Origin of the sequence: Anaerocolumna sedimenticola, assembly GCF_009931695.1 — a bacterium.
Taxonomy (GTDB): Bacteria; Bacillota; Clostridia; order Lachnospirales; family Lachnospiraceae; genus Anaerocolumna; species Anaerocolumna sedimenticola.
In genome coordinates, this window is the sequence record NZ_CP048000.1 from 4,605,396 (window position 1) to 4,627,277 (window position 21,882).

Annotated in this window: 18 protein-coding genes and 1 pseudogene; all 19 read right to left on the reverse strand. The window is 35.5% G+C overall.

Annotation, left to right across the window (positions count from 1 at the left end; all coding sequences use genetic code 11):
* Positions 1 to 25: 25 nt before the first annotated feature.
* Positions 26 to 5,146: an Ig-like domain-containing protein gene (locus tag Ana3638_RS20515; protein WP_161839694.1), complete on the reverse strand. Its 5,121-nt coding sequence runs from the start codon at positions 5,144 to 5,146 to the stop codon at positions 26 to 28.
* A gap of 50 nt (positions 5,147 to 5,196) precedes the next feature.
* Entirely contained in the window at positions 5,197 to 5,577 is a 381-nt protein-coding gene (locus tag Ana3638_RS20520; protein WP_161839695.1) for a hypothetical protein, read from the reverse strand.
* 2 nt (positions 5,578 to 5,579) lie between these two features.
* Positions 5,580 to 6,029: a hypothetical protein gene (locus tag Ana3638_RS20525; protein WP_161839696.1), complete on the reverse strand. Its 450-nt coding sequence runs from the start codon at positions 6,027 to 6,029 to the stop codon at positions 5,580 to 5,582.
* Between the two features lie 104 nt (positions 6,030 to 6,133).
* Positions 6,134 to 8,158, reverse strand: coding sequence for a hypothetical protein (locus Ana3638_RS20530; protein WP_161839697.1), 2,025 nt, complete (start codon positions 8,156 to 8,158; stop codon positions 6,134 to 6,136).
* A complete protein-coding gene (locus tag Ana3638_RS20535) occupies positions 8,151 to 9,965 on the reverse strand; it encodes an ATPase, T2SS/T4P/T4SS family (RefSeq protein WP_161839698.1) in 1,815 nt (604 codons plus the stop codon). Before Ana3638_RS20535 ends, Ana3638_RS20530 begins: the two co-directional genes overlap by 8 nt.
* Entirely contained in the window at positions 9,962 to 10,756 is a 795-nt protein-coding gene (locus Ana3638_RS20540; protein ID WP_161839699.1) for a hypothetical protein, read from the reverse strand. The genes Ana3638_RS20535 and Ana3638_RS20540 overlap by 4 nt, the downstream gene beginning before the upstream one ends.
* A 1-nt stretch (position 10,757) precedes the next feature.
* On the reverse strand, positions 10,758 to 11,411 hold the full coding sequence (locus Ana3638_RS20545) for a hypothetical protein (protein WP_161839700.1): 654 nt from the start codon (positions 11,409 to 11,411) through the stop codon (positions 10,758 to 10,760).
* Positions 11,401 to 12,387, reverse strand: a complete 987-nt coding sequence (locus tag Ana3638_RS20550; RefSeq protein WP_161839701.1) for a CpaB family protein — start codon at positions 12,385 to 12,387, stop codon at positions 11,401 to 11,403. The genes Ana3638_RS20545 and Ana3638_RS20550 overlap by 11 nt, the downstream gene beginning before the upstream one ends.
* Positions 12,384 to 13,250 (reverse strand): hypothetical protein, encoded by an 867-nt coding sequence (locus Ana3638_RS20555; RefSeq protein ID WP_161839702.1) that lies wholly within the window; start codon positions 13,248 to 13,250, stop codon positions 12,384 to 12,386. Before Ana3638_RS20555 ends, Ana3638_RS20550 begins: the two co-directional genes overlap by 4 nt.
* A gap of 428 nt (positions 13,251 to 13,678) precedes the next feature.
* Positions 13,679 to 13,831 carry a hypothetical protein gene (locus Ana3638_RS24735; RefSeq protein ID WP_202621520.1) on the reverse strand — a complete coding sequence of 51 codons (153 nt, stop codon included), beginning with the start codon at positions 13,829 to 13,831 and terminating at the stop codon, positions 13,679 to 13,681.
* A 54-nt stretch (positions 13,832 to 13,885) separates the two neighbouring features.
* A complete protein-coding gene (pyrE, locus tag Ana3638_RS20560; protein ID WP_161839703.1) occupies positions 13,886 to 14,560 on the reverse strand; it encodes an orotate phosphoribosyltransferase in 675 nt (224 codons plus the stop codon).
* 34 nt (positions 14,561 to 14,594) lie between these two features.
* Positions 14,595 to 15,505 (reverse strand): annotated as a pseudogene (locus Ana3638_RS26935) (dihydroorotate dehydrogenase).
* Between the two features lie 114 nt (positions 15,506 to 15,619).
* On the reverse strand, positions 15,620 to 16,387 hold the full coding sequence (locus Ana3638_RS20570) for a dihydroorotate dehydrogenase electron transfer subunit (RefSeq protein ID WP_161839704.1): 768 nt from the start codon (positions 16,385 to 16,387) through the stop codon (positions 15,620 to 15,622).
* A 196-nt stretch (positions 16,388 to 16,583) separates the two neighbouring features.
* On the reverse strand, positions 16,584 to 17,726 hold the full coding sequence (locus Ana3638_RS20575) for a DUF4097 family beta strand repeat-containing protein (protein ID WP_161839705.1): 1,143 nt from the start codon (positions 17,724 to 17,726) through the stop codon (positions 16,584 to 16,586).
* A 55-nt stretch (positions 17,727 to 17,781) separates the two neighbouring features.
* Positions 17,782 to 18,465: a permease prefix domain 1-containing protein gene (locus tag Ana3638_RS20580; protein WP_161839706.1), complete on the reverse strand. Its 684-nt coding sequence runs from the start codon at positions 18,463 to 18,465 to the stop codon at positions 17,782 to 17,784.
* Between the two features lie 15 nt (positions 18,466 to 18,480).
* The gene (locus tag Ana3638_RS20585; RefSeq protein WP_161839707.1) at positions 18,481 to 18,804 is read right to left on the reverse strand and encodes a PadR family transcriptional regulator; all 324 of its coding nucleotides are present in this window, start codon (positions 18,802 to 18,804) and stop codon (positions 18,481 to 18,483) included.
* Between the two features lie 808 nt (positions 18,805 to 19,612).
* On the reverse strand, positions 19,613 to 19,921 hold the full coding sequence (locus tag Ana3638_RS20590; RefSeq protein WP_161839708.1) for a DUF2087 domain-containing protein: 309 nt from the start codon (positions 19,919 to 19,921) through the stop codon (positions 19,613 to 19,615).
* A gap of 20 nt (positions 19,922 to 19,941) precedes the next feature.
* A complete protein-coding gene (locus tag Ana3638_RS20595) occupies positions 19,942 to 20,691 on the reverse strand; it encodes a DUF2087 domain-containing protein (RefSeq protein ID WP_161839709.1) in 750 nt (249 codons plus the stop codon).
* Between the two features lie 258 nt (positions 20,692 to 20,949).
* Complete coding sequence (locus Ana3638_RS20600; protein WP_161839710.1) at positions 20,950 to 21,876, reverse strand: glycosyltransferase family 2 protein; 927 nt, start codon at positions 21,874 to 21,876, stop codon at positions 20,950 to 20,952.
* Positions 21,877 to 21,882 lie beyond the last annotated feature (6 nt).

Consider the following 21,882-nt stretch of genomic DNA (forward strand, 5'->3'; position numbering starts at 1 on the left):
TGGAATTATTTAAACTTTTTGCTTATTATGCTGTAAGGTAATCCCACATGGAATCATCTTCTGTACCGTCATCTACCCTTACTTTAATGATATAAATATAGATTGTATCATTCTGGGCGAGAGTGGCAGTAATTGTTGTGTTACCCTTTTTATTGCCTTTTATGACTCCATCCTTATTCACCGTTGCGATACTACGATCTGAGCTAATATAAGTGACAGTAGCATTATCGGCATATCCGTTTAAGTCAATTTTGGTTGTCTTACCTTTATTCACTAACTTATATACCATGAGTACCGGATTATTGGCAGACATCTGAATTGCCTGATCTTTTAAATTAAGGGTTCGGTACTCTCCGTCTTTCACCGTTACATTAATTGTAAATTGATATGGGATACCATCCTTTGTTAGGGTACCGGTTATTTTAGTTTTACCTGGTTTTACTGGTGTAATGGTACCGACTTTATTAATTTTGGCTATGCTGCTATTCGCGCTCTTATAAGTTATCATTGCATTTTTGGGGACATTGGCCACATTTAAGTTAAACTCTGATCCAAGGTAAATCAACTTGTCCATGGTGAAGTTCGGAATTGCAACCGGCTTTTCTACATTCATTGTCTCGGTATAGACCTGTTCCGGTTTGTCTTCTTTCCTGGCATAAAAAGAAATATCAACATTTTCTTTTTTGTTGGACTGTCCTACTACATCTATCAGGTCAATTTCTTTTCCCCATTTTGATACTAACGTAGGAGCAATCTCCCACCCTTCTTCTGCTTCTATCTTATCTTTCTTGATTGGTTTATCCGCCGATTCTTTTATTACTGATTCATTGACTGTTTCTGCGTGTAGCACGACCACCGAATTTTCCGGTATTTTTATTTCCGTACTTCCGGTATTTCCTCTATTATCTGTATTGTCTGATTCCGTTCCATCCGTTACACCTGAATTATGTTGTATCTGTTCTAATTCCTTTTTTGTATTTTCTAAATCAGATAAAGCCTGATCCAGTTTATCCTGCAGCTCTTTCACTTCTTTTGTATTGCTTGAACTTCCGCCGTTACTACTACCGGAATGATCATTACTGTTTTCTAATTGCTGTTTTAAGTTCCCAATCTCTTGTTTTAATGCAGCATTTTCATTTTCCAGATTCGTTTTACCGGCTGCCATGTCCGCAAGCTGCTGTCTTAATTCATCGATGGTACTGTTGGCTGTATTTAAGAGCGTTTCCAGTCTTACAATTTCACTCTCTAATTGCGCTTTTTCTGAGTTTAAATCCGTTACCTGTAACTTCAAGTCATTAATGGATTCCTGCAGTTCCTGGTTATTCTGGATTAAACGATTAATCTGCTCTGTTAAAGCAAGAACCTGTTTTTTTATTTCCTCTACATCGGAACCACCTAATTGTAATAATTCATCGATTTTTTGCTGTAAGGATTTATTTAGGTTTTCCGCTTCCTGCAGGTCTTTCATTAAATCACTCTTTACTTTTTCCAGTTCAATTACCCTGGACTCTGATTCCTTTAATGAGTTCTGAAGTTTAATGATTTTTTCTTTTATTCCTTCCTGATTCTCCGATCCAACTAAATTCATTAATTCCTGCAGCTTTGAAATAAGTACCGAATTATTATCCCTGGCTGTATTAAGCTCCGTGTTTAGTTCATCCAATTGTTTCTGTAATAACTCATTATTATCTTTTTCCTGTTGTAACTGCGCTTTTAATTGCCGTATGGCCGGTATGATATCCTCATTATTAATTACCCCTAATTCTCCCTTAATTAAAACGAATAAGGCATTTAAAGAGGTTATGGTATCATTGGCTGTATCAAGCTGTCCCTGTAGGGCTGTATTACTATTATGCAGAGTTTCTAAATCGCCCTGAAGATTGGTAATATCATTTTCCAAACCGGATACCGTATTCTGCAGCTCTGTCACCCGGTTCACTAATTGGGTTTTTTCTTCTTCGCTATCCTCTAACTTATTTGTTATGATAGTGATTTGTTCATTTAAATCGGTTATCTGATTATTTAACTCGGTTACCGTACTCTGCAAAGAGTTTCTTTCTTCTGTGACAGAATTAAGTTGGTTCTGAAGATTGGTTACTGTCTGATTTAAATTGGTAATCTGGCTGTTTAACTCGATGATAGTCTGGTTTAAGGTATCCTTATCAGCCCCTTCTTGCTCCAGGGCATCCTCTAATTCAGAAACATGATTATTTAATCCATCAATTTGACCATTTAATATTGTGATCTGATTTTCCAGGTTAGTAATCGTACCCTGTAAGGCTGCTTTATCCCCATTGACAGTATTTAACTGCTCTTTTAAGAAATTAACCTCCGTGGTAAGATCATTTACCTGTTTCGTTAAATCATGAATGGTACCGTTCGCTGCATCCAGAAGATCTTGTAACCTTTGTATTTCATCTTGTAGGTCCTCATTTTGATTGGTAAGAGATTCAACCTGGTTGATTAACTGATTATTATGTTCGGTCAGGGAATCCATATCATTCTGAAAGTTTGTAACTTCGGTTTCTAACCTGGAGATGGTATTATGGAGTTCCGAAACCTGATTCTTCAGTTCGGTATTTTCTGCCTGGCTGTCCGCTAACTTACCCTCTAAAAGAGTGATCTGGCTGTTTAGATTAACAATGTCATTCCTTAAATTTATAATGGTATTTTCTAAAACTTCTTTCTGTTCATTGATAGTTTCCAGATCTGCTTGTAAGGAAGTTATCTGTTGATTCAAGTTATGAATTTGGTTATTCAAAACTATTATTGTCTGGTTTAGAGCATCTTTATTCCCCTCCGCATCCGCCAACTGCTGATCCAGGTCTGCGATATTTCCCAATAATTCACTTATTTGATTCGTATAAGTTACAATCTGGCTTTCCAGGCCGCTAACTATAGTCTGTAAATTTGCCTTTTCCTGATTCGCTGCATTTAGTTGTCCGGTTAAGGTTCCCACCTGTGAAGTCAGATTGGACACTTGTTTCGTTAAATCTGCAATATCATCTTCCAAAGGATTTTCTTCTACCATTACCGGAATAGGGGCAGAATCAATATACTTCGAATCTTCATATACCCGGCAGATAAAAGTACCGGAATCCTCGATTTGAACTGAATTTAAGGATATTTTACTTTCTGTTGCACCAGTTATTTCTTCCCCATCCTTAAACCACTGATAGGTTAATGTTTTGGTACTTAAGGAAGGTTTTGCAGTGACATAAAGTTCTGTTGAATACCCTTTTATTAATGTTTTTCCGGTTGATTGAGAGATAAGCGTTAATTCTCCTGGTACTTCTAACTGGCTTTCATCGATTATCACTGTAATCGGAATTGACGCAATCGTCCTTCCATCTGACTCCGTAATAATACAGGTATAGATACCGGCATCTGAAACCTGTGAAGTTATAAGATGCAAAACCGGGGAAGTCTTACCGGGAAGTATTTCATTGTCTTTATACCATTGATACGTTAAGGTATCCCCCATTATGTAAGGTTCGGCAGTTACATAGATTGTTCCCTGTTGCCCTTTTATAAAAGTAAGATTAGAGCTGCTTTGCTCTGTGATGATCGGTTTATCATCGTAAAATTCTCCAACTATCCCATCTGAAATAATTGCATGTTTGTTTTCGCCTGTTTCAACTAATTTAATATAAATTCTTACTGCATTATCCGGAATTACCGCCTTAAAATACCCTGTCTCATCCGTAACCGCATTATTCCAGTTATTATTATCAAAGGAATATTGGATTTCTTTATTTCCGTATGGTGTTTTTATATTAGTGGATGGCTTAGCCGGTGCCAGTTCTCCAATGATATTAGGATTACTTGTAGTCTCTCTGGCTTCCATTGCTGTAAAGGTTTTTTCATAAACATACCCGTTTTTATCATTGGCTTTAATTGTATGCTCTCCGGTTGGCAGATATAAATATAAATAACCATCCGTATCCGTCCCTAAATTAACATTATCTTGTCCATCTACCGAGACAGTAACAAAAGAATCCGATGCACCAGGTACCTTTAACTTATTCAGAAATAATGGTTTATTTTCTGAGTTAATAGGATCGACTACAGTTTTAGTAATAGATGAATAAAATCTATTTGTACTTGTTTTTACTCCTTTTAATATAATACTGCAATCATCGATTATTACGTTAGAATTGGTATATATATACCAATTATAAGCAGAAGTACTTGAATCTATAATAGTAGATCCTTTTAGTGACACTGTATTATAAGAAGAAATAGCAGTTCCGGCATAATGAAGATATATTGTAGAATCAATTACTTTATTTGCAGTTCCTCTAAATTCAATCCGTGAAAGGTTAATTGTACTGTTTTTAATAGTCTCATTTCCATAAAAACTTAACGTTCCGTCACCACCCCTAACGGTCACATTATCCATAAAAACATCTGCGGACGGATTCATTTGTAAGTTCACAAAATCACAATCTTCTATGGTCAATGTCTTTCCTGCGGTATTACTGGTTGTAGTAAATAGTGGTGTTTGCAATGATTTGCAATTTTTTATCAGTATATTCCCGGATGACTTTATGCTAGTTTGATTATTACCGGAATCAAATGTTAAGTTATATAGCTCTATATCAGTAATCATTCCTAAGATAGATATCATAGGATAACCTTTTATTAAACTGCCGCCTTCCCCTGTTACAGTAATTTTAGGGATGGTATTCGTAGGAGAAATCATATTATTGAATGTGCATTCTCCTTCAATTATTAAATTCAAGGCACATGTAAAACTACCTTTAATAGCTCCCTCTAATGACGCATTTTTAAATCTAATGGTTGGAATATTACTGCCATTAAGGGTCACATCCCAAGCACTTGGCTGAATACCCGTAAGTATAAGTTCTCCTGTAATATCACCCTGGCTTATAATCGTACCGCTACTTGTTTTCTGCACATAAGACCGGTCAGTAACAGTAATGATGCCATCCATTAAATTCAAAGTTGTATTCATGTCTTCTGCCATAGTCTTTATCGCCGCAGGGCTTACAACTGTTTCTTCACCAGTTAAATTTTCACCTGAGTTTTCCGCTGCTTTAATAATCTTGGCCGGAAGTGCTGGTAAAACCAATGCAACAACCATAATTATTGATAAAACTTTATATAAACTCTTTTTGTTCATTCATTATCCTTTCCTTTTTTTTCGGGACTCAAAAAATTGTGTCCCATTTATTAACTTTTGTAAATCACTTTTACAATATTTCCGGAAGAATCATATTGATATGATTTTGTATATTCCCTTTTAGGTACGGTGGTAAAATCAAATATCTGACAGTTATAATTCTCCTTTAATATTGTCATGTTATTAATCTGTATATCATAATCAAGATCTCCGAAAAGTGTTGCAATTACTTCTGCATAGGAAACCTTACCCTCTTGTATTTCATCCAGTGACCGCTCCTGTTCATAAAAAATATCTTGATTGCTTATCTGCGCTTTTATTGCCATTATAAAATCATTTAGCAGTCTGGTCTGATAAAGAAGAAACGTTAGCGCAATACAAAATATCAAAAGAGAAGCTGCCATCTCTAAGAATTTGGTTACGTTTTGCATACTTATTGCTGTACAAATGAAATACCGATAATGGTATCGTTCACATCTCTCAATATCTCACCGGTAAATTGTGCTTTCTGGTTTATGTAATAATCACTGGTAATTTGCTGCGTATTTTTTACGGATGCAGAACTATCATTTCCTAATTCTTTGTCATCATCCGTTAATAAGCGGTTATAATAAACAATTGATTTTTTGGTTTGTACTTTAACTGAGATATCTTCACTTTTATATTTGTTTATAGCATTAATAACTTCACTCCCGGTTACATCCAAGCCGTCATACATAACTTTATCTGACTCAGCTACCTCTTTATTCATTCTGCTGATTTGACCTGTCCCGTTTGTTGCCGCGGCACTTGCCTCTCTGCTAATATAAAATCCTATTCCTACGACTAGACATGTGATTATCACTCCAGCTGCTAAAATTAACCCTTTTAATGAATTATCCATAATTTTTCTCCTTTTATATAATTTTTGATTTTACTTTAACTTACATATAATAATTATTATTTAAAAAAATAGTTCTGTTATTACTATCCCCTGCTCTGCACAAATTAATATATACCCTGCATCTGCTGCATATACCCGGTATACTGGGCTAATCCTTCCACTATAAATGGAATAATCAGATATAATCCTATTGTAATAGCGATAGGTGTAAATGCGATTACCTTACCTAGAATTGATTTATCATTGATATAGATTTCATTCTCCAACTTCCTTTTTTCCTGATAATGAGTTCGTTCTACTGCTATTTCATCAAAAGCTCTACTAATCCCGATCCGATCACTGATTTGCAGATTTTCAATCAATTTAACAAAGGGCTCATAGGGTTCTTTCCGTTTTAATTCTTCCAGTACTTCTAGATCGCCGGACTGTAAATCGTTCATACATTCCTGTATGGATTTTTTAAAAATAACTGCAAAATTTTCGAGCCAAGTTAAAATCGTTTCAATCGTCATCCTATCAATATGCATTAACATAAGAATAATGGAATGAAACTGAATAACCTCATCTTCCATATTCATTTGCCTTAATTTTTTAAGAAACAGTAAATTTAATAATGGTACATAATAAGCTGCTACTGCTGCAAATAAAGTAAATAGCAGTTCATACCAGTGATAATACTCATTCTGATAATGATTCACCCTGCTGATTATCTCTTCTATGGTCATAGTCATTAACTGTTTATTTTTTATCATTCCCTCGGCTAATAATTTATTCTTTACTTCATCAGGAGTAATCTTCTTTTTTTTATACTGACTGACATATTTTACAATAGCTGCTTTTATCACGTGGATTTGTTTTTCGGATATGGATGAACTGAGAAAATTAATATTATCCAGATTGGTTAACAATTGAATTTTATTATTATGATGAATGTTGATAGAAACGAAGATGCAACAAAAGAATGCGCATAGACTAAATAGATATCTTTTTAAGATAAACTGCTTTATTGTGACAGGTTCACCGGTTTTTCTGATTAAATCTTGTATTTTTAATGTTTTTACATAGTTTTTATTTATTATATTGGTTAGGATCCGGTTAACCAGCCGAATCTTAACAAAATGACTCAGAATAATATAATTTTTATTTTCTATTTGGCTGTTCTCTTTCATCCGGTTAATTAGATGATAGGAAGCTATGGTTATTAAAATAATCATAACCATGGTAATAATGCCGAATGCACCTCGATAATAACTCTTCATTTCCGGTAAACTAAAAACAGCCCAGTTTTCAATAGCTTTTAAAAACATAACCGGCATAACAGTTATAAAAATCAATCCTGAGAATAGATGTTTTATTTTCACACGTTTTAATATTTCTATATTTAATTCCTGTTTTAAATACTTAATATTGGTTAAAAATAAGGATTGATTTTCCACCTTTTTATCACCGAAAGTAATCATTAAAACACATAGGGATAAAAAAGTTTTTAAAAACCGGTTAGGTACATTTTCATTATATTTACTGACCTCCTCTTCTATTTCTTCAGAATTCAGAATCTCATAAATTTTATCTGCATGCAATTTTACAGGCAAAGGTGCCGATTCAATGGAATCATATACCGCTTCATCTATCATACCGTGAGATTGGTAATTATGTCTGATGTCACCAAGTAATTTATCAAACTGTTTTAATAATTTTATCTCATTACAATCAACAGCTGAATAAACCATCTGATTATTAATGATATATAATAAAGCTATAATAAGTGCTATTGTATAAAAAGTCGGACTCCGGGATAACAGAAAAATTATTAATATCAAATCCAGACACCAGGTTTTTAATAGGATTTTCATTACTGCATCTGCAATTTTTCTATTATCTCCGGGCATTAGTATTTCAAATTGTCTGGTTAACCTTCTTAAATAACTTTTCGTAATTCCCCAATGTTTGAAAAAGTCATACCAGATACGAATATAATCCCTGTCTTTCTTTTTTCGTCCATTTATGAAAATTGTATACTTTTGTCTTTCCTCCAATCGTTTTCGTATTACAAAAAAAAGAAAGGAGAAAATACAGAAGACAGCAATCAATATTAAAAATAATAATTGTATCATTTGGAGATTACTCATATACCATTCCCTCCTGTTCACCTGGTTGAAATAACCGTAAATATTCCTCTTGTTCTAAATCATCTAAATTTCGCAATATACGGTCATTGGCTCTTGAACTAAAGTTATTTTTTAAAACATACTTCCCGTTCTCGAACCGGATGATGTCTTTCGTAATATAAGCTCTTCGATCCGTATTTCTCTTAAAGAATTCCAATGCCGCCGGTCTTAGGTCGGACGGATATTCCTTATCCGTTATAGGAATTATTTCTGTAATTCTGGATATATATCGATGACCATTCTGGTTTTCCATATGTATATCAATGTTAACAGCTTTCACTACCTGTTCTTCCGCAAGAAATTCATTGTGGAAACCTCCTACTCTTAATTGGGAAATTTTTAGATGATCAACCAGATCCTCCGTTGTTTGGGCATGGTGCGAGCACATGGTCATTTTTGAAATCTGAGCGGTTTCTACCAGCCAGTTTGCGGCTGTATGGGATGCCACCTCACCCAAAATGATTACCGTTCCATCTGTTTTTTTCATAATATCCAAAGTGTCCTGTCCTGAGATTGTATCGGTTTCCCGCAAGGTAAGAATATTAAGTTTCGGATAGACTCTGCTTAAATTAAGTTCAAAAATCTGCTCATGAATACGCAGGGTAAAACTTCTTCGGATATATTGAATCATTAACTTTAACAAAGTTGTTTTGCCGCTTCCCATCTCACCGGTTATAACAATTACCAGGCATCCTCTGACCATCCACTTTAATATTTCAATCAGTGTCTCCCGTCCCTCATCCTTTATGATATTATTTATATCCATATCCAATATGCTGTCATGCTTTCGGACAAAAAATGCCCAACGGTCGGAAAACGGCGGCCGAAAAGTTACAACCCTTGACCCATCTTTCATATCATTCGCTATAAAACCTCTTGCCTCACTAAGCTGTCCCGGATTTCCATAACGGTATATGTTTCTGCAAACTCGAATCAATTCGTGCTGGGAACCAAATCCTAAAAATGAAAGATGAGTTGTTTTTCCCTGATAAAAAATCCAGATACTATTGTAAGCATTTAAGTTTTTCCCATCCATGGCGTTAAAATTATCTGCCTGATATGTATAAAAATCAAACGGTATTCCTGATATACCGCCGGAAACCCCATCAATCTTCATATCCCTGATTTCATCAATGACTCCAAAACCTTTATATAATTGATAGATCCGCTGAGTCAACACCTCTAGCTTATCTGTAAATAGCAGATTTTGACACTCCAGATCGTAGATTTCCTCGATTTCCTCTTTTGTAATCTCGTAATGCCCCTCATCACCATCTTTTTTTAAATCCGCCAGATGATACATGTTAATCAGCATGGATAAAGCATCATATTCGTATTGCTTTTTAAAGATATATAAAAGGATCTCAAACTTATCCTGTAGTGTTAATAAATTACGGTTGGTAAAAGGGATAATCCGGTCAATATTTCCCTCCTTAATATCTAAATCTTTTAGAAGTATTTCTTTTATGTAATCTTTTACATACTCTTTTGCTCCTACATCTCCATAACTGCAGCTCCTTAAATTTTTTCTGATGAGGCTTTTTATTTTAGCCCGCTTCATAGTTTCTGCCTTATTGAGATTTAAATCAGCTATATTCTTATTCAATATACCCTCAAATGTATTTTTGACTTCATTCACCAGATACGGAATACGGTAGGGATCCACATTTAATTCTGCAGGTACGGAACTATCTCTTTTTCCTATGAAATAGAATCTAAACAAAGCAAGCCCTGAGATGATTATGATTAAAATTAAATTAAATATCACTGTATCTCACCTGCCCCTTTTTCATTACCAAAAAGCAAATCAACTGCCTTATTTATCTTTTTGAAAAAAATCTTATTATTATCCCCCTTGCAGTTAACCAGATTTTTCACTATAAACTGCATCACCTTTCCGTCTGCCATGGCATCCATAAACCCAACATTATAAGGAATAGCTTCTGTTTTGTTTTTTAACTTAGGATAACACCTTTCCAGATTCTTAAGATTATATCTGGATTTACAGTTATACTTTCCTATCAGATATAACGTTTTTTCTTCCGGTAAATGGTATTTTGAAAAATACTTGTCGATCATATTCTTATCCTGCGCAAAGGTTACTACAATTAAATCTGCTTCCTCCATGATTTTACTTGAATTTATATCTGCCCCTGCCGCAAGATTTACAAATGTAAGATCATAAAAACTGTTGACCGCATTTATAATGGACGGAATAGTGATAGAAATATCTTTCTCGAATAAATTTTTGTTTTCTTTAGCCGTACCCGGTAATATATGAATCATATCTTTGTAAAGAGACATGGAAGAATTGTTAATAATATCTTCCGTTAATGGTGAAACTTTAATATTTCTTGCCAGAGAATCAAGTCCGATATCTTCATACATATCAGCTGTTTCGTTGCCAAAAACAGCTTTTTCCATACTCCGATCCATAAATTGATTATGTAATAAGAAGACGCTTTTCTTTAATTTCAAACACGATAAAAGAGCTATGGCAAGCATGCTTCCTGTAGTTCCGGAATGCCCGGCTTCAGGGCTCCAAAATGCTATTTTCAATTTATGCACCTCTTTTCGCCTTTTTATAGGCTTGTCCAGCTTCGATTTTACTGAAATTAAATGTTTCTATAATTAACTCATTTAATAAATCTTTCAACTGACCGGATTGATGTTTAAACGAAATATCATTCCTGTACTGTATTGCTATCATATTTTCCTTATCCAGGTCATCATAATACAGACAATAATACTGTTTGATATTAATCCCTTTCGCTTTCATCGTTTCTAATAAATATACAATATTTTTATCTTTAATCCTATCTTTTATAATTAAATAAACTTCCTGACTGTATTTTAGATTTTGGATTCTTGCAAGATTATGCTGCTGTTTGTCTGTTACCAGATAGATATAGGAACAGTTTTGTATCTCTTTATGATTTGTTTTAAAACCAAAATCAATTAAAATATAATCATAATCTTTCAAATATCCAGAAACACTTTTTTCTTTAATAAAATCTATGTTACAGAAATTTATTCTATTGATTTTCGGATTCATAGTTGCCGGAATTGATATACAATAGGTTAGTGCTTCTGTATCTGAATCATCGATAATTAGTACTTTCTTATTTAAATGATACAGCATTTTAGAAAGATATAATATAATGTCATAAGTTTCGATACCTAGAAAACCGATTACATTTGCTTTAATCGACATAATAAATTTCCTCCTTATTTTCTTCCTTTTGCTTATATTCATCTGGCGTATCAGCTTTTGTATCATTACCCGTCTGGTACGTATCATTAATATGATCTGAATCCGATAAATCTTCCGTATTGTCTGCTTGATTTATGGGATTAATCTGACTGGTATAATACTGGTCCCAAGTAACTTCACCACCGTAATTACTATAAAATTGATTCAACCTGCTTTCTAATTCCGAACGGACTGATAAGCTTAATTTCTCCATTGCTTTTTGTACAACATTGGGGTCTTTTTGAATCAGCCGGATTACATCGGCATTAGGTATGTAAGTGATTACAGAAGCTTCTTGTATTCTAGGTTCGATATACTTTACACAATACAGTTTTGAACCTTCTTTTAAAAAACAATCAACTATTGCTCCCGATATCCTTAATAATTCATCTGCATTAAGCCACATAAAACAATCGTTTTTTTCTAATGATAGATTTTTAACCTGCTTTTTACTCAGAACAATATAATTCTCACCGTTCGGATATAAAATTCGGATATCCACATAATCATTCTCTTTCAGGTTACTGTTCAGATAGATTGTATTAAATTCCGCTTCCCTCATACTATTATCGGAAAGCTTTTTGGTTAACATGGATTTTAATAAGGGGGTTCCCGTTTTAATATCAATTAAGGTAACCATTCCAAGTTCTTTTTCTGTTATGTAATCATCCTGAGGCTGTTCTGATAAAACCTGTTTAAACATAAGTTCATCTTTAGTTATTACACTCCCCGCCGGAATATTCTTACCCGCTTCATATACCTTTACTTTATTTGTTTCCAACTGATTTGACAGTTCATTTATCTCTGTTTCATAATTTTTTTTCATATTGATGATAACTGTAAGGTATGCTGTTAAAAATACCCCTCCAAATATTATGATACATAAAAAAGAAACGACAATATGCTGTTTCGTTGATCTTTTAAGCCTTCTTTTCACAGGCACTCCTCCTTCTGTCTTATTTTGGCTGCATTTTTGATAATCATCGCTGCAGCCTTTTTAACTTCCCGTATAAATGTATAATTGGGGCTTTGCCGCTTACAGGTATAATTGCGCGATAAAAACTCTACAACCGTTCCTTGTGATACCGCTTCCTGGTATTCTATATTATAAGGAATAGCTGCAATATTAGGCTTGCTTATTGAATGAGTTTTGGATATATTATTAAGATTTAAAGTTGAATTTTTATTATAATTACTAATTAAGAATACACACTTGTTTAAGATTGACGAATAATTGTCAAAGAAATATTGTATCATAAATGAATTTTGAACCAGATTAACAACCACTAAGTCTGCTTCTTCGAGAATAATTTTTGAACTAAGATTATTTTGACCGGACGTATCGATATAAGTTATATCAGCAAATTCCTCTGCCGCATTTAGAATTTCTTTGATGTTGCCGTAAAGATTATAATCAAAGGTTTCCTGATTAATATGATAACTTACAGGTATATAATATAAAAAATTATCCAATATTACTAAGGATGCTTCTTTAATAATCTGTGCCGACTCCTGATCCGGCACATGTGAATTATCTGGAACCTTATAATCATCATTCCCCTTTGAAAATTGATTCATAATATAATCAATACCCAAATTACTGAATTGATAATTTGCTTCCCTTTCTAAATAATTCGCCCTTTGATACATTAGAATATTACCTAGCTTATTTTTCTGGTAGTGATTCTCTATGAGTACTGATTTATAAGAATACTCCATCGCCGATGCGATACTGATACACGCCAGATTACTTGTCACACCGCTGCTCCCCCTAGCACTGCTCCAAAACGCTATCTTCATATATAGTCCCCTCTTTATTGAATTATGAATTAGACAGAATAACCCCTCATGCCAAAAAACCACCTCATTTCGTTTTATGAATAGGAATGTAAAAAAATGATACAAATAGATAATAAAGAAAATAGAAAAATAAGATACCTTTATAATATATGATTTTATCCCAATTGTAAAGTAATATTTTACAGATTATGCTATAATTTTTAAATTATGAAAAGATATAACCAAAGATAATTCATTATATAAAAATTCAGACTGCTGTAAATATCCAGTATATAACTTACATTCTGCTGATTCCTTAGTATGGCTGATTGGAACTTAAATAATATTCCCATAATCAGAAACACGGCGGTTAAGCCATTTATCAGAAACTTGTAAATCAATTTCTGATAAAGTTATATTCTATATTTCACAACAGTCCCTATACGTAATTAGAAGAGGATTTCCGATTTTTTCTTAAGTAATTTTCCGCCGCTGATAATCATAATAACTCCACCTGCTATGCCAGCTACTATAAATAGGATTCCCATAACTAAATTACCAACGCCTACCGATTTCATTGTAATATAAATTTTTTCACTCATACTTAGCTCCTATCTGCTGCAAAAGCAGCCTCTGATACTAGAAACTTATCTTTCTTATTTAGCACCATATTGTTCATAATATGCATCTATGGCTGCTTTTAGTTGATCGTCAATAACTATATTTCCATTATAAGGCTTATTGTATAAATGTTCAACTACTTCTTCCATTGTTACGATTGCAGTTGTCTTAAGTCCATAAACATCTTCAATTTCAGCTAAGGCACTCTTATTTCCCTGACCCCTTTCCATTCGGTCAACAGATACTACCAGGCCAAGAGCCGTAACATCACCCTGTGCTTTTAAGATAGGCATTGTTTCACCAATAGAAGTACCGGCAGTCGTAACGTCTTCAATAATAATGATTTTATCTTTATCCTGAATCGGCCCGCCAAGTAGTATTCCTTTATCTCCATGATCTTTGACTTCTTTTCTGTTGGAACAATATCGGATTTCTTTTCCGTAAAATTCACTGATAGCCATAGAAGCTGCTACACTTAAAGGAATTCCTTTGTATGCAGGTCCAAATAATACGTCAAAATCCAGCCCAAAGCGTTCCTTTATCGCTTTTGCATAATATTCACCAAGCTTTCTTAATTGTGAGCCTGTTCTGTAAAAGCCCGCGTTAATAAAGAAGGGGGTTTTTCTTCCGCTTTTGGTTGTAAAATCACCAAATTTTAATACTCCGCAATCCACCATAAATTCAATAAATTCCTGCTTGTACTGTTCCATTGTATCGACCTCCGTTTGATTTCCTTTGTTCTTTCTAGTCCATTCTGTTAACACACCCAATTAATTCGTTTATATCGTCTATTTTATATTTACGCATATAGTTTTCAATCCCCTGTATAACATCCAAAGTGGCCGTAGGATTTATAAAATTAGCGGTTCCCACTGCGATAGCCGTTGCACCTGCCATGATAAATTCCAGTGCATCATCTCCAGTCATAATTCCGCCCATACCTATAATCGGGAGTTTCACCGCATTTGCCACCTGATTTACCATTCTAACTGCAATTGGTTTAACAGCCGGGCCGGATAAACCTCCGGTTCTATTGGCTAATACGAATTTTCTTTTATGGATATCTATCTTCATTCCTGTCAAAGTATTAATTAAGGAAAGAGCATCTGCTCCGCCGGCTTCGGCAGCTTTTGCAGTTTCTGTAATATCGGTTACGTTAGGGCTGAGTTTCATGATAACAGGCTGTTTGGCACGTTTCTTCACTTCTTTGGTTATGGCTTCCACTGCACAGCTGTTCTGCCCAAACGCTATTCCCCCTCTTTTACATTGGGACAGGAAATATTAATCTCTAACATGTCCACGTCGGTTTCAGAAAGACGTTCCACAACTTCGATGTAATCTTCCGAAGTTTTACCGCAGACATTAACAATTATATTTGTATCATATTTCTTTAAAAAAGGAATATCCCGCTCGATAAATACCTCTACTCCGGGATTCTGAAGCCCTATGGCATTTAACATTCCGCCGTAGGTTTCCGCAATCCGTGGTGTGGGATTTCCGGTCCAGGGAATATTCGATACACCTTTGGTAGTCACTGCACCGAGTTTACCTAAATCTACAAACTCACTGTATTCCATTCCGGAACCAAAGGATCCGGAGGCTGTGGTTACCGGGTTATTCCATTCAACACCTGCAATATTTACTTTTGTATTCATCTTAATCTTACCTTTCCAGAGGATAAACTTTAATAAGAATCATATTTCATTATAGGAACAAAAACCACGTTCCTATAATCGGATGTACGGCGGTAAAAAGCACCGCCTTTTGCACTATATTTCTATTTCATCGGAATAGAATACCGGGCCATCCTTGCAGATTCGTTTATTATTTACATTGGTGTGATGATCCTTTTCCCTGGATTTGCATACACAGGCCAGACAGGCACCAATACCGCAGGCCATTCTCTCCTCCATGGACAACTGTGCTTTGATTCCCGTTTCTTTCGCATATGCCTGAACTCCCCGAAGCATAGGGGCAGGTCCGCAGGCAAATAAGATATCCCCCTCCAAACCATTCGCTTTTATTGCATCTATGACATTACCTTTTGTTCCGGTACTTCCATTCTCCGTTGAAATATACACTTCACCATATGTTTCAAATTCTTTATTCAGAAATGTAATATCCCTGTAGCCTAATACAATCTTTTTCTCACAATTTAACTGTTTTGCTAACTCTAACATAGGAGGTATACCAATTCCCCCGCCGATTAAGATTGCTTTCTTTCCCTCTAAGCAAAAGCCATTGCCCAGAGGACCTAAGACGTCAATAGTATCGGAGGTTTTATAACGGGAGAATTCCTCTGTTCCATTGCCAACAACACGGTAAACAAGGCGTAACTTACCGTTTTCTTTGTCTATCTCACATATACTGATGGGTCTGGGAAGCAGCCTGTTTCCATTTTTACAATACAGGGACAGGAATTGCCCGGGGTTTGCAGCAGCTGCTATCTGGTTATCCTGAATCCACATACTGAAAACATCCTCGGTTAACTGGACTTGTGAAGTAATCACTGCTGTTTTTTTTAAGGTACCTACCATTGATTCATCTCCTAATTCATAACCTTGAGAACAAGGTTAAATCACTGTTTTTAAGTTCCAAACTTTAATCTTACTAATTATAAACGAAAAATTTTGGTAACACAAGCCTTCGTTCCAAAATTTTTGGTACATTTTCGTTAGGCGGAAGTTCTCCATGAATGCAAAAATTAAAAATAGGGAATGGGTATGATTACTATTAATCCACATGTATACTTCCGCTGTTGGTTGTGACTTTTAAATCAAAAGACGGATTTGAACCGATGATTCCGGAGGCATGATCGTCATTCTTATCAAACGCCAGTGAATCATCGAAAGAAGTACGGATGTCACCACTGGAGGTTTGGGCCTTAAAGTTGAACTCTGCCTTAGCAGGTAGGGTAAGATTTACATCACCACTGGATGCTTTTATTATGATATCTTCTTCGATGGCAGCTGCGTCCTCGGCATATGCAAGCTTTATTACGCCGGAAGTGGTTTCAAAGTTACCTGCACCGCCAAAATCATTGATGCGGATATCACCACTGGATGCGGAAGCTTCCGTATAACCGTCAGAATCGGTAATTACGATTTGCCCGGAGGTTGTTTCGATATCCTTTTGTCCGGAGGAATTCCTGATTGTAATGTCTCCGCTGGAAGCCTCCGCTTCCAGGGACCCTTTGGAGGCCTCTATCGTAATATTGCCGGAAGCAGAGGATACCCCTGTGTCTCCTTCGCCTCCTAAGATTTTGATATCGCCGCTCGTGGCTCTGATATTCCGCGTGCCCTCTGCTTTATCTATAGATATGTTACCGCTTGAGGTGGCGGCATCAATATTCTCGGCATATACTTCCGTAAGTTTGATATCACCACTGGAGCAGGAAGCCTTAAATTTCCTGACCGCAAATACCATATCGGAGCTAATATTTCCACTTGAAGTGCTGACGGATAATTCACCCTTGTAATCAGAGGGCAGATAGATTTCCACCCTGCTTGAGCGGTTGAAATTAAAGAACCAGCCGCGGTAATTATCTCTACGTCCGTCGAGCCTTGCTTTGCTTCCGTTTTTTATAATTCTTGTCAGATCGTCGTCGTTGGGAGTATAACTCATATATTCATTTAAAATCAATTCGCTTGTGTCACCCTCATAAAATGTAACATCATCTGCATAATAGTCAATGGTAAGAGTTTGAATACCATCCAGACTGACATTCTGGGTATTCACAAGCTTCAGATTCGATGATCCGAAATAGGTCCCACTCCTACGCAGACCACCTGCATTGATGGCAACAATCATCAGACAGATTAAGCCGGCTGTAATGACCGTAAATGCGGTAACCATGATTATGATGAATCTTCTCATTCCTTTCTCCTTTCCCGTGCAGGGTTTCCTGCACTATTCCCTTAATGATGTCTATTTACGATTTCAGATCTTTCAAGCGGAATAGAAGCTCAATGATTGCATGGATGCAGGCACCTACCAGAAAGATAATCCAGGTTACATACCAGGCAAAGGTAGCAAAGCTGATCACAAAGTAGAGAACCAGGATTAAAGACCAGCCTGCAAAGATGGCGGCACCTTTCACTGACTTGGTATTTCTGGAGGTGTTCTTCCATTCCTTGAATTCTTCCACAACCGTATCATTGGAGCGCTTATATTTGGGATAAATACTGTTAATATAGACCAGCATGCAGGTTGGTATGATGGACAATAATAACATCATAATTAAACCTATTGAGGTCAGATCTACATTATAATAAAAAAATTGATCGATCAGACCACAGGCTAAGAATAAAACGACACTGAAGAAATAAAGTCCTACGGCAGCAGTCTTAACCACGGCATATTTCTTTGTCCGGGTCTCAAATTCCATCCTGTCCTCGGGTGTTCTTTCCTCTAAATCCCGGAACAGCTCTGAGACATTACCGATCGAGCTGATCACATTTTTAAATGCATCCTCTGTCTTTACGCCGTTTGCTACAAGATCCTGATAACGTTCCTGTGAATTCGCTAATAATTCCTCTTTCAGTTCAAAAGCTTTTCTTGTCTTGGGAGCATCCTCGAAAAGCTTTTCAATATGAACTCGCATTTTTTCTTCCATTTCTAATCTCCTCCATTATTTTAATAAAGTGTCGATAATTGCTTTGGCATTTTCCCAGTCCTTCTTGTAATCCTGATAAGCCTCCCGGCCTTTCTCTGTGATGGCATAATATCTTCTTCGTGCACCCACCTCCTGGTCACCCCAGTAGGAGATAATCAGTTGTGCCTGCTCCAGTCTGCGGAATGCGGTATAAAGAGTAGCCTCTTTCAACTCATACGAGTTATTTGTCTTTTCCATGATTTCCTTATTAATCTGATAGCCATAGCTGTCACCCTCTAATAAATGAGCAAGTATTATGGGTTCGGTATGACCGCGTATAACATCCGATGTGATAGACATAGAAACACCTCCTATTCTTTGCTTACATTATATATATATATACCTCACCTGTCAAGGTATATTTTTATATAATGTAAATTATTTTATGAAGTAAGTAAAAATGAAATTTTCCCAACATAAATACATAACTAGACCAAATACTGCGAAAATATTCAATTTATTTCGAAATTAAACGTGAATTACAGGGAATAGCAGAAGCTGTATGTAAAAGAAAATATGAAAAAGAAAACAGCTTAGATATTCAGAGCCTTACGCCCAAGCAATAACAAAGCCAAAGAGAAGTTTAAAATGGGGCTGTGACACTAAATGCGGCGCCCTTTTTCACTTCCGCGAAAGCAAAGTGAGAATTAGCAAGCTTGCTTGTAATAATTCGAACGCGCACGCGAACCGAAGAAACTCGCAAAGCGTGTTTCTTACGGTTAGAGATGTTTATCACATTTTAGGGTATCAAAATAGCGTGTGATTATTATCCAACAGAGACACGTTCTCACTCGTTTGCCGCACATAGCGGTACATAAGGTTGTGGCAGATAAGTGATTCTGCCACAACCTAAGTACCGATGGCGGCAAACGGTCTCTTAATGGATTAATAATCACACGCTAGTCTTTTACAAATCTATGTGATAAACATTCCAGATTTCTGAGGCGCCGTCCTGCTTTTTAGACAAAAAATAAATCTTAGAAGGTGCCAATGTTCCTGCATTAAAGCGACAGCCCCATTAAGTGTACCCCCAGTCCGGCTGATTTCCATCCTGCTTTTTTACATTCCTCGCAGATTGATTTAATAGCTTCTGTCCGTATTCCAGCTTTCAATAATTTTCATGCTTAACCTCCAAGGAGTTACTTATATTTTCCTCTTTCCAATACTGTAAACCGTCTTTGGTTCTTGATAAATATTTCATATCAATGAGCCCTCTTCGAAGCAGAAAAAAATCAGAAAAAGTATGCCAGTTTTTAATAATTTCATTCACTTCTTTTTCTGTGTAAAAAACCCCAGTTTCAAATTTTTCAGAAAGATACTTTAAAATCTCTATCTTCAAATCACGTTTTGCAGGCCATATTTTAATCTTTTTATCTTCATCGAGAAACCGTTCTATATTAATATAATCACTTTTCATAAAAACACCGAAACCTTTCCTTATTTTAACCAATATTCCTTACAATCCTTTGTCCGGTCCATAAACCCATATTCGATCAGATACCGCCTGATGGTAGGAAAATCCGGATATATCTCTTTTAATATACGGTTTAATTCTTTTTCTTCATAATTCCTGCCATTTTCAAACTGTTCTACTATTTTCTTTAATATAACTATCTTTTTCTTCTCTTTTGCCGGAAATTCTATTAATTTCAGAGGTGACAGGGAAGAAAATGCTGTTTTTAATATTTTATCTCTTTCTTCCATGGTTGTAATGTACCTGTCATCTACCATGGTCGCACTATTATGGATGTTCACCAGATTCTCGTGAACGGAATTTCCTTTTATTGCAAGTTCATAGACTGAAAGATACATTTTCGCTTGTTTTGCTTTTTCACGAAACATAAATTTTTGATGGCGTACGGTGGATGGAGAGATGCCTAGCTGTTTGGCAATTTCGTTATCCGATAATCCCGCATTTAGCAGTCCTAATAAATTTTTTTGATTTTCCGTTAACCCAAGATATTTATTTTCTGAGGAAACCAGCAAATCATATACTGTCCCATGTTCTTTTGATATATGGATTTCCACTGCAAGGCGGCAATCAAAAAAACGCTTATCAAAAGGGTATATTTCACCCATAAAATATTCTTTACCGCAATGATTGCAGATATATTTTTGATTTTCTTCGTCAAACCGGTAACCATTTTTGATTTCTTCTATCTTTAAATCATTAAAATCATTTATCATATAAACCTCCATCACTATCGTTTATATTAATCATAAACATATGATATATTAGTTTATCATTATTGTCAACAGGATATGTAAAGGATAATTATTTTTTTATTCCTGGGGATGTTCGGAAAATTTCAGATAAAAAAAGCCGCTGTAATATTTTTACAATCTTTAGATTATAAAGAATTAACAGCAACTTTATTGATTAATACTAACCTATTAAATTAAAAAATAAATAATAACATCATTCTTTATTGATTCTTAATCTTATTAACCTTTTTCCCTTACAATATAAATAGGACGGTCTTTCACTTCCAGATAGGTTTTAGCCAGATACTGTCCTAATACTCCCATACAGAATAACTGAAACCCGCTTACAAATAAAATAATGCAGGTCATGGAGGACCAGCCATAAGCCGATTTCACTCCGATCAAATACCGTATCATAACAATAATGATACCGATAAAGGATAATAGACATAAAAAAAGTCCGGAAAATGATGCAATACCCAAAGGCATGGTAGAAAATGCTACAATTCCGTCAAAAGAATAAAATAATAACTTACGAAAAGACCATTTGGTTTCACCTGCTGCCCGTTCCACATTATTATACTCCAGCCATTTTGTTTTAAAGCCTACCCAGCCGAAAATTCCTTTGGAAAAACGGTTGTATTCTTTCATATTAACAATCGCATCAACCATTTGCTTTTTCATCAAACGGTAATCCCTTGCACCGTCTACAATGTCCGTTTTCGATATGCGATTCATAAGATGATAAAATCTTCTGGCAAAAAAAGAACGTAACTTTGGTTCTCCCTCCCTGGTAACTCTTCGGGTTGCAACGGAATCATAACCCTCTTCTATCACATAATGGTACATCTCCTCCAGCAAGGCAGGCGGATCCTGAAGGTCCGCATCCATCATAACCACATAATCGCCGGTACTGTTTTCAAGTCCTGCAAATATAGCAGCTTCTTTCCCGAAATTTTTTGAAAAAGAAATATATCGTACCCGTTCATCAACCGCTTTTAAATTTTTTGCAATCTGTAAAGTATTATCCTTAGAACCATCATCAACAAATATTATTTCAAACCTCGCATAATTCATTTTATCCATGATCTGTTTCATTTCTTCATAAAACAGGGGTATAACTTTTTCTTCATTATAACAAGGTACAACAACGGATATCTTGTCCAAATTATT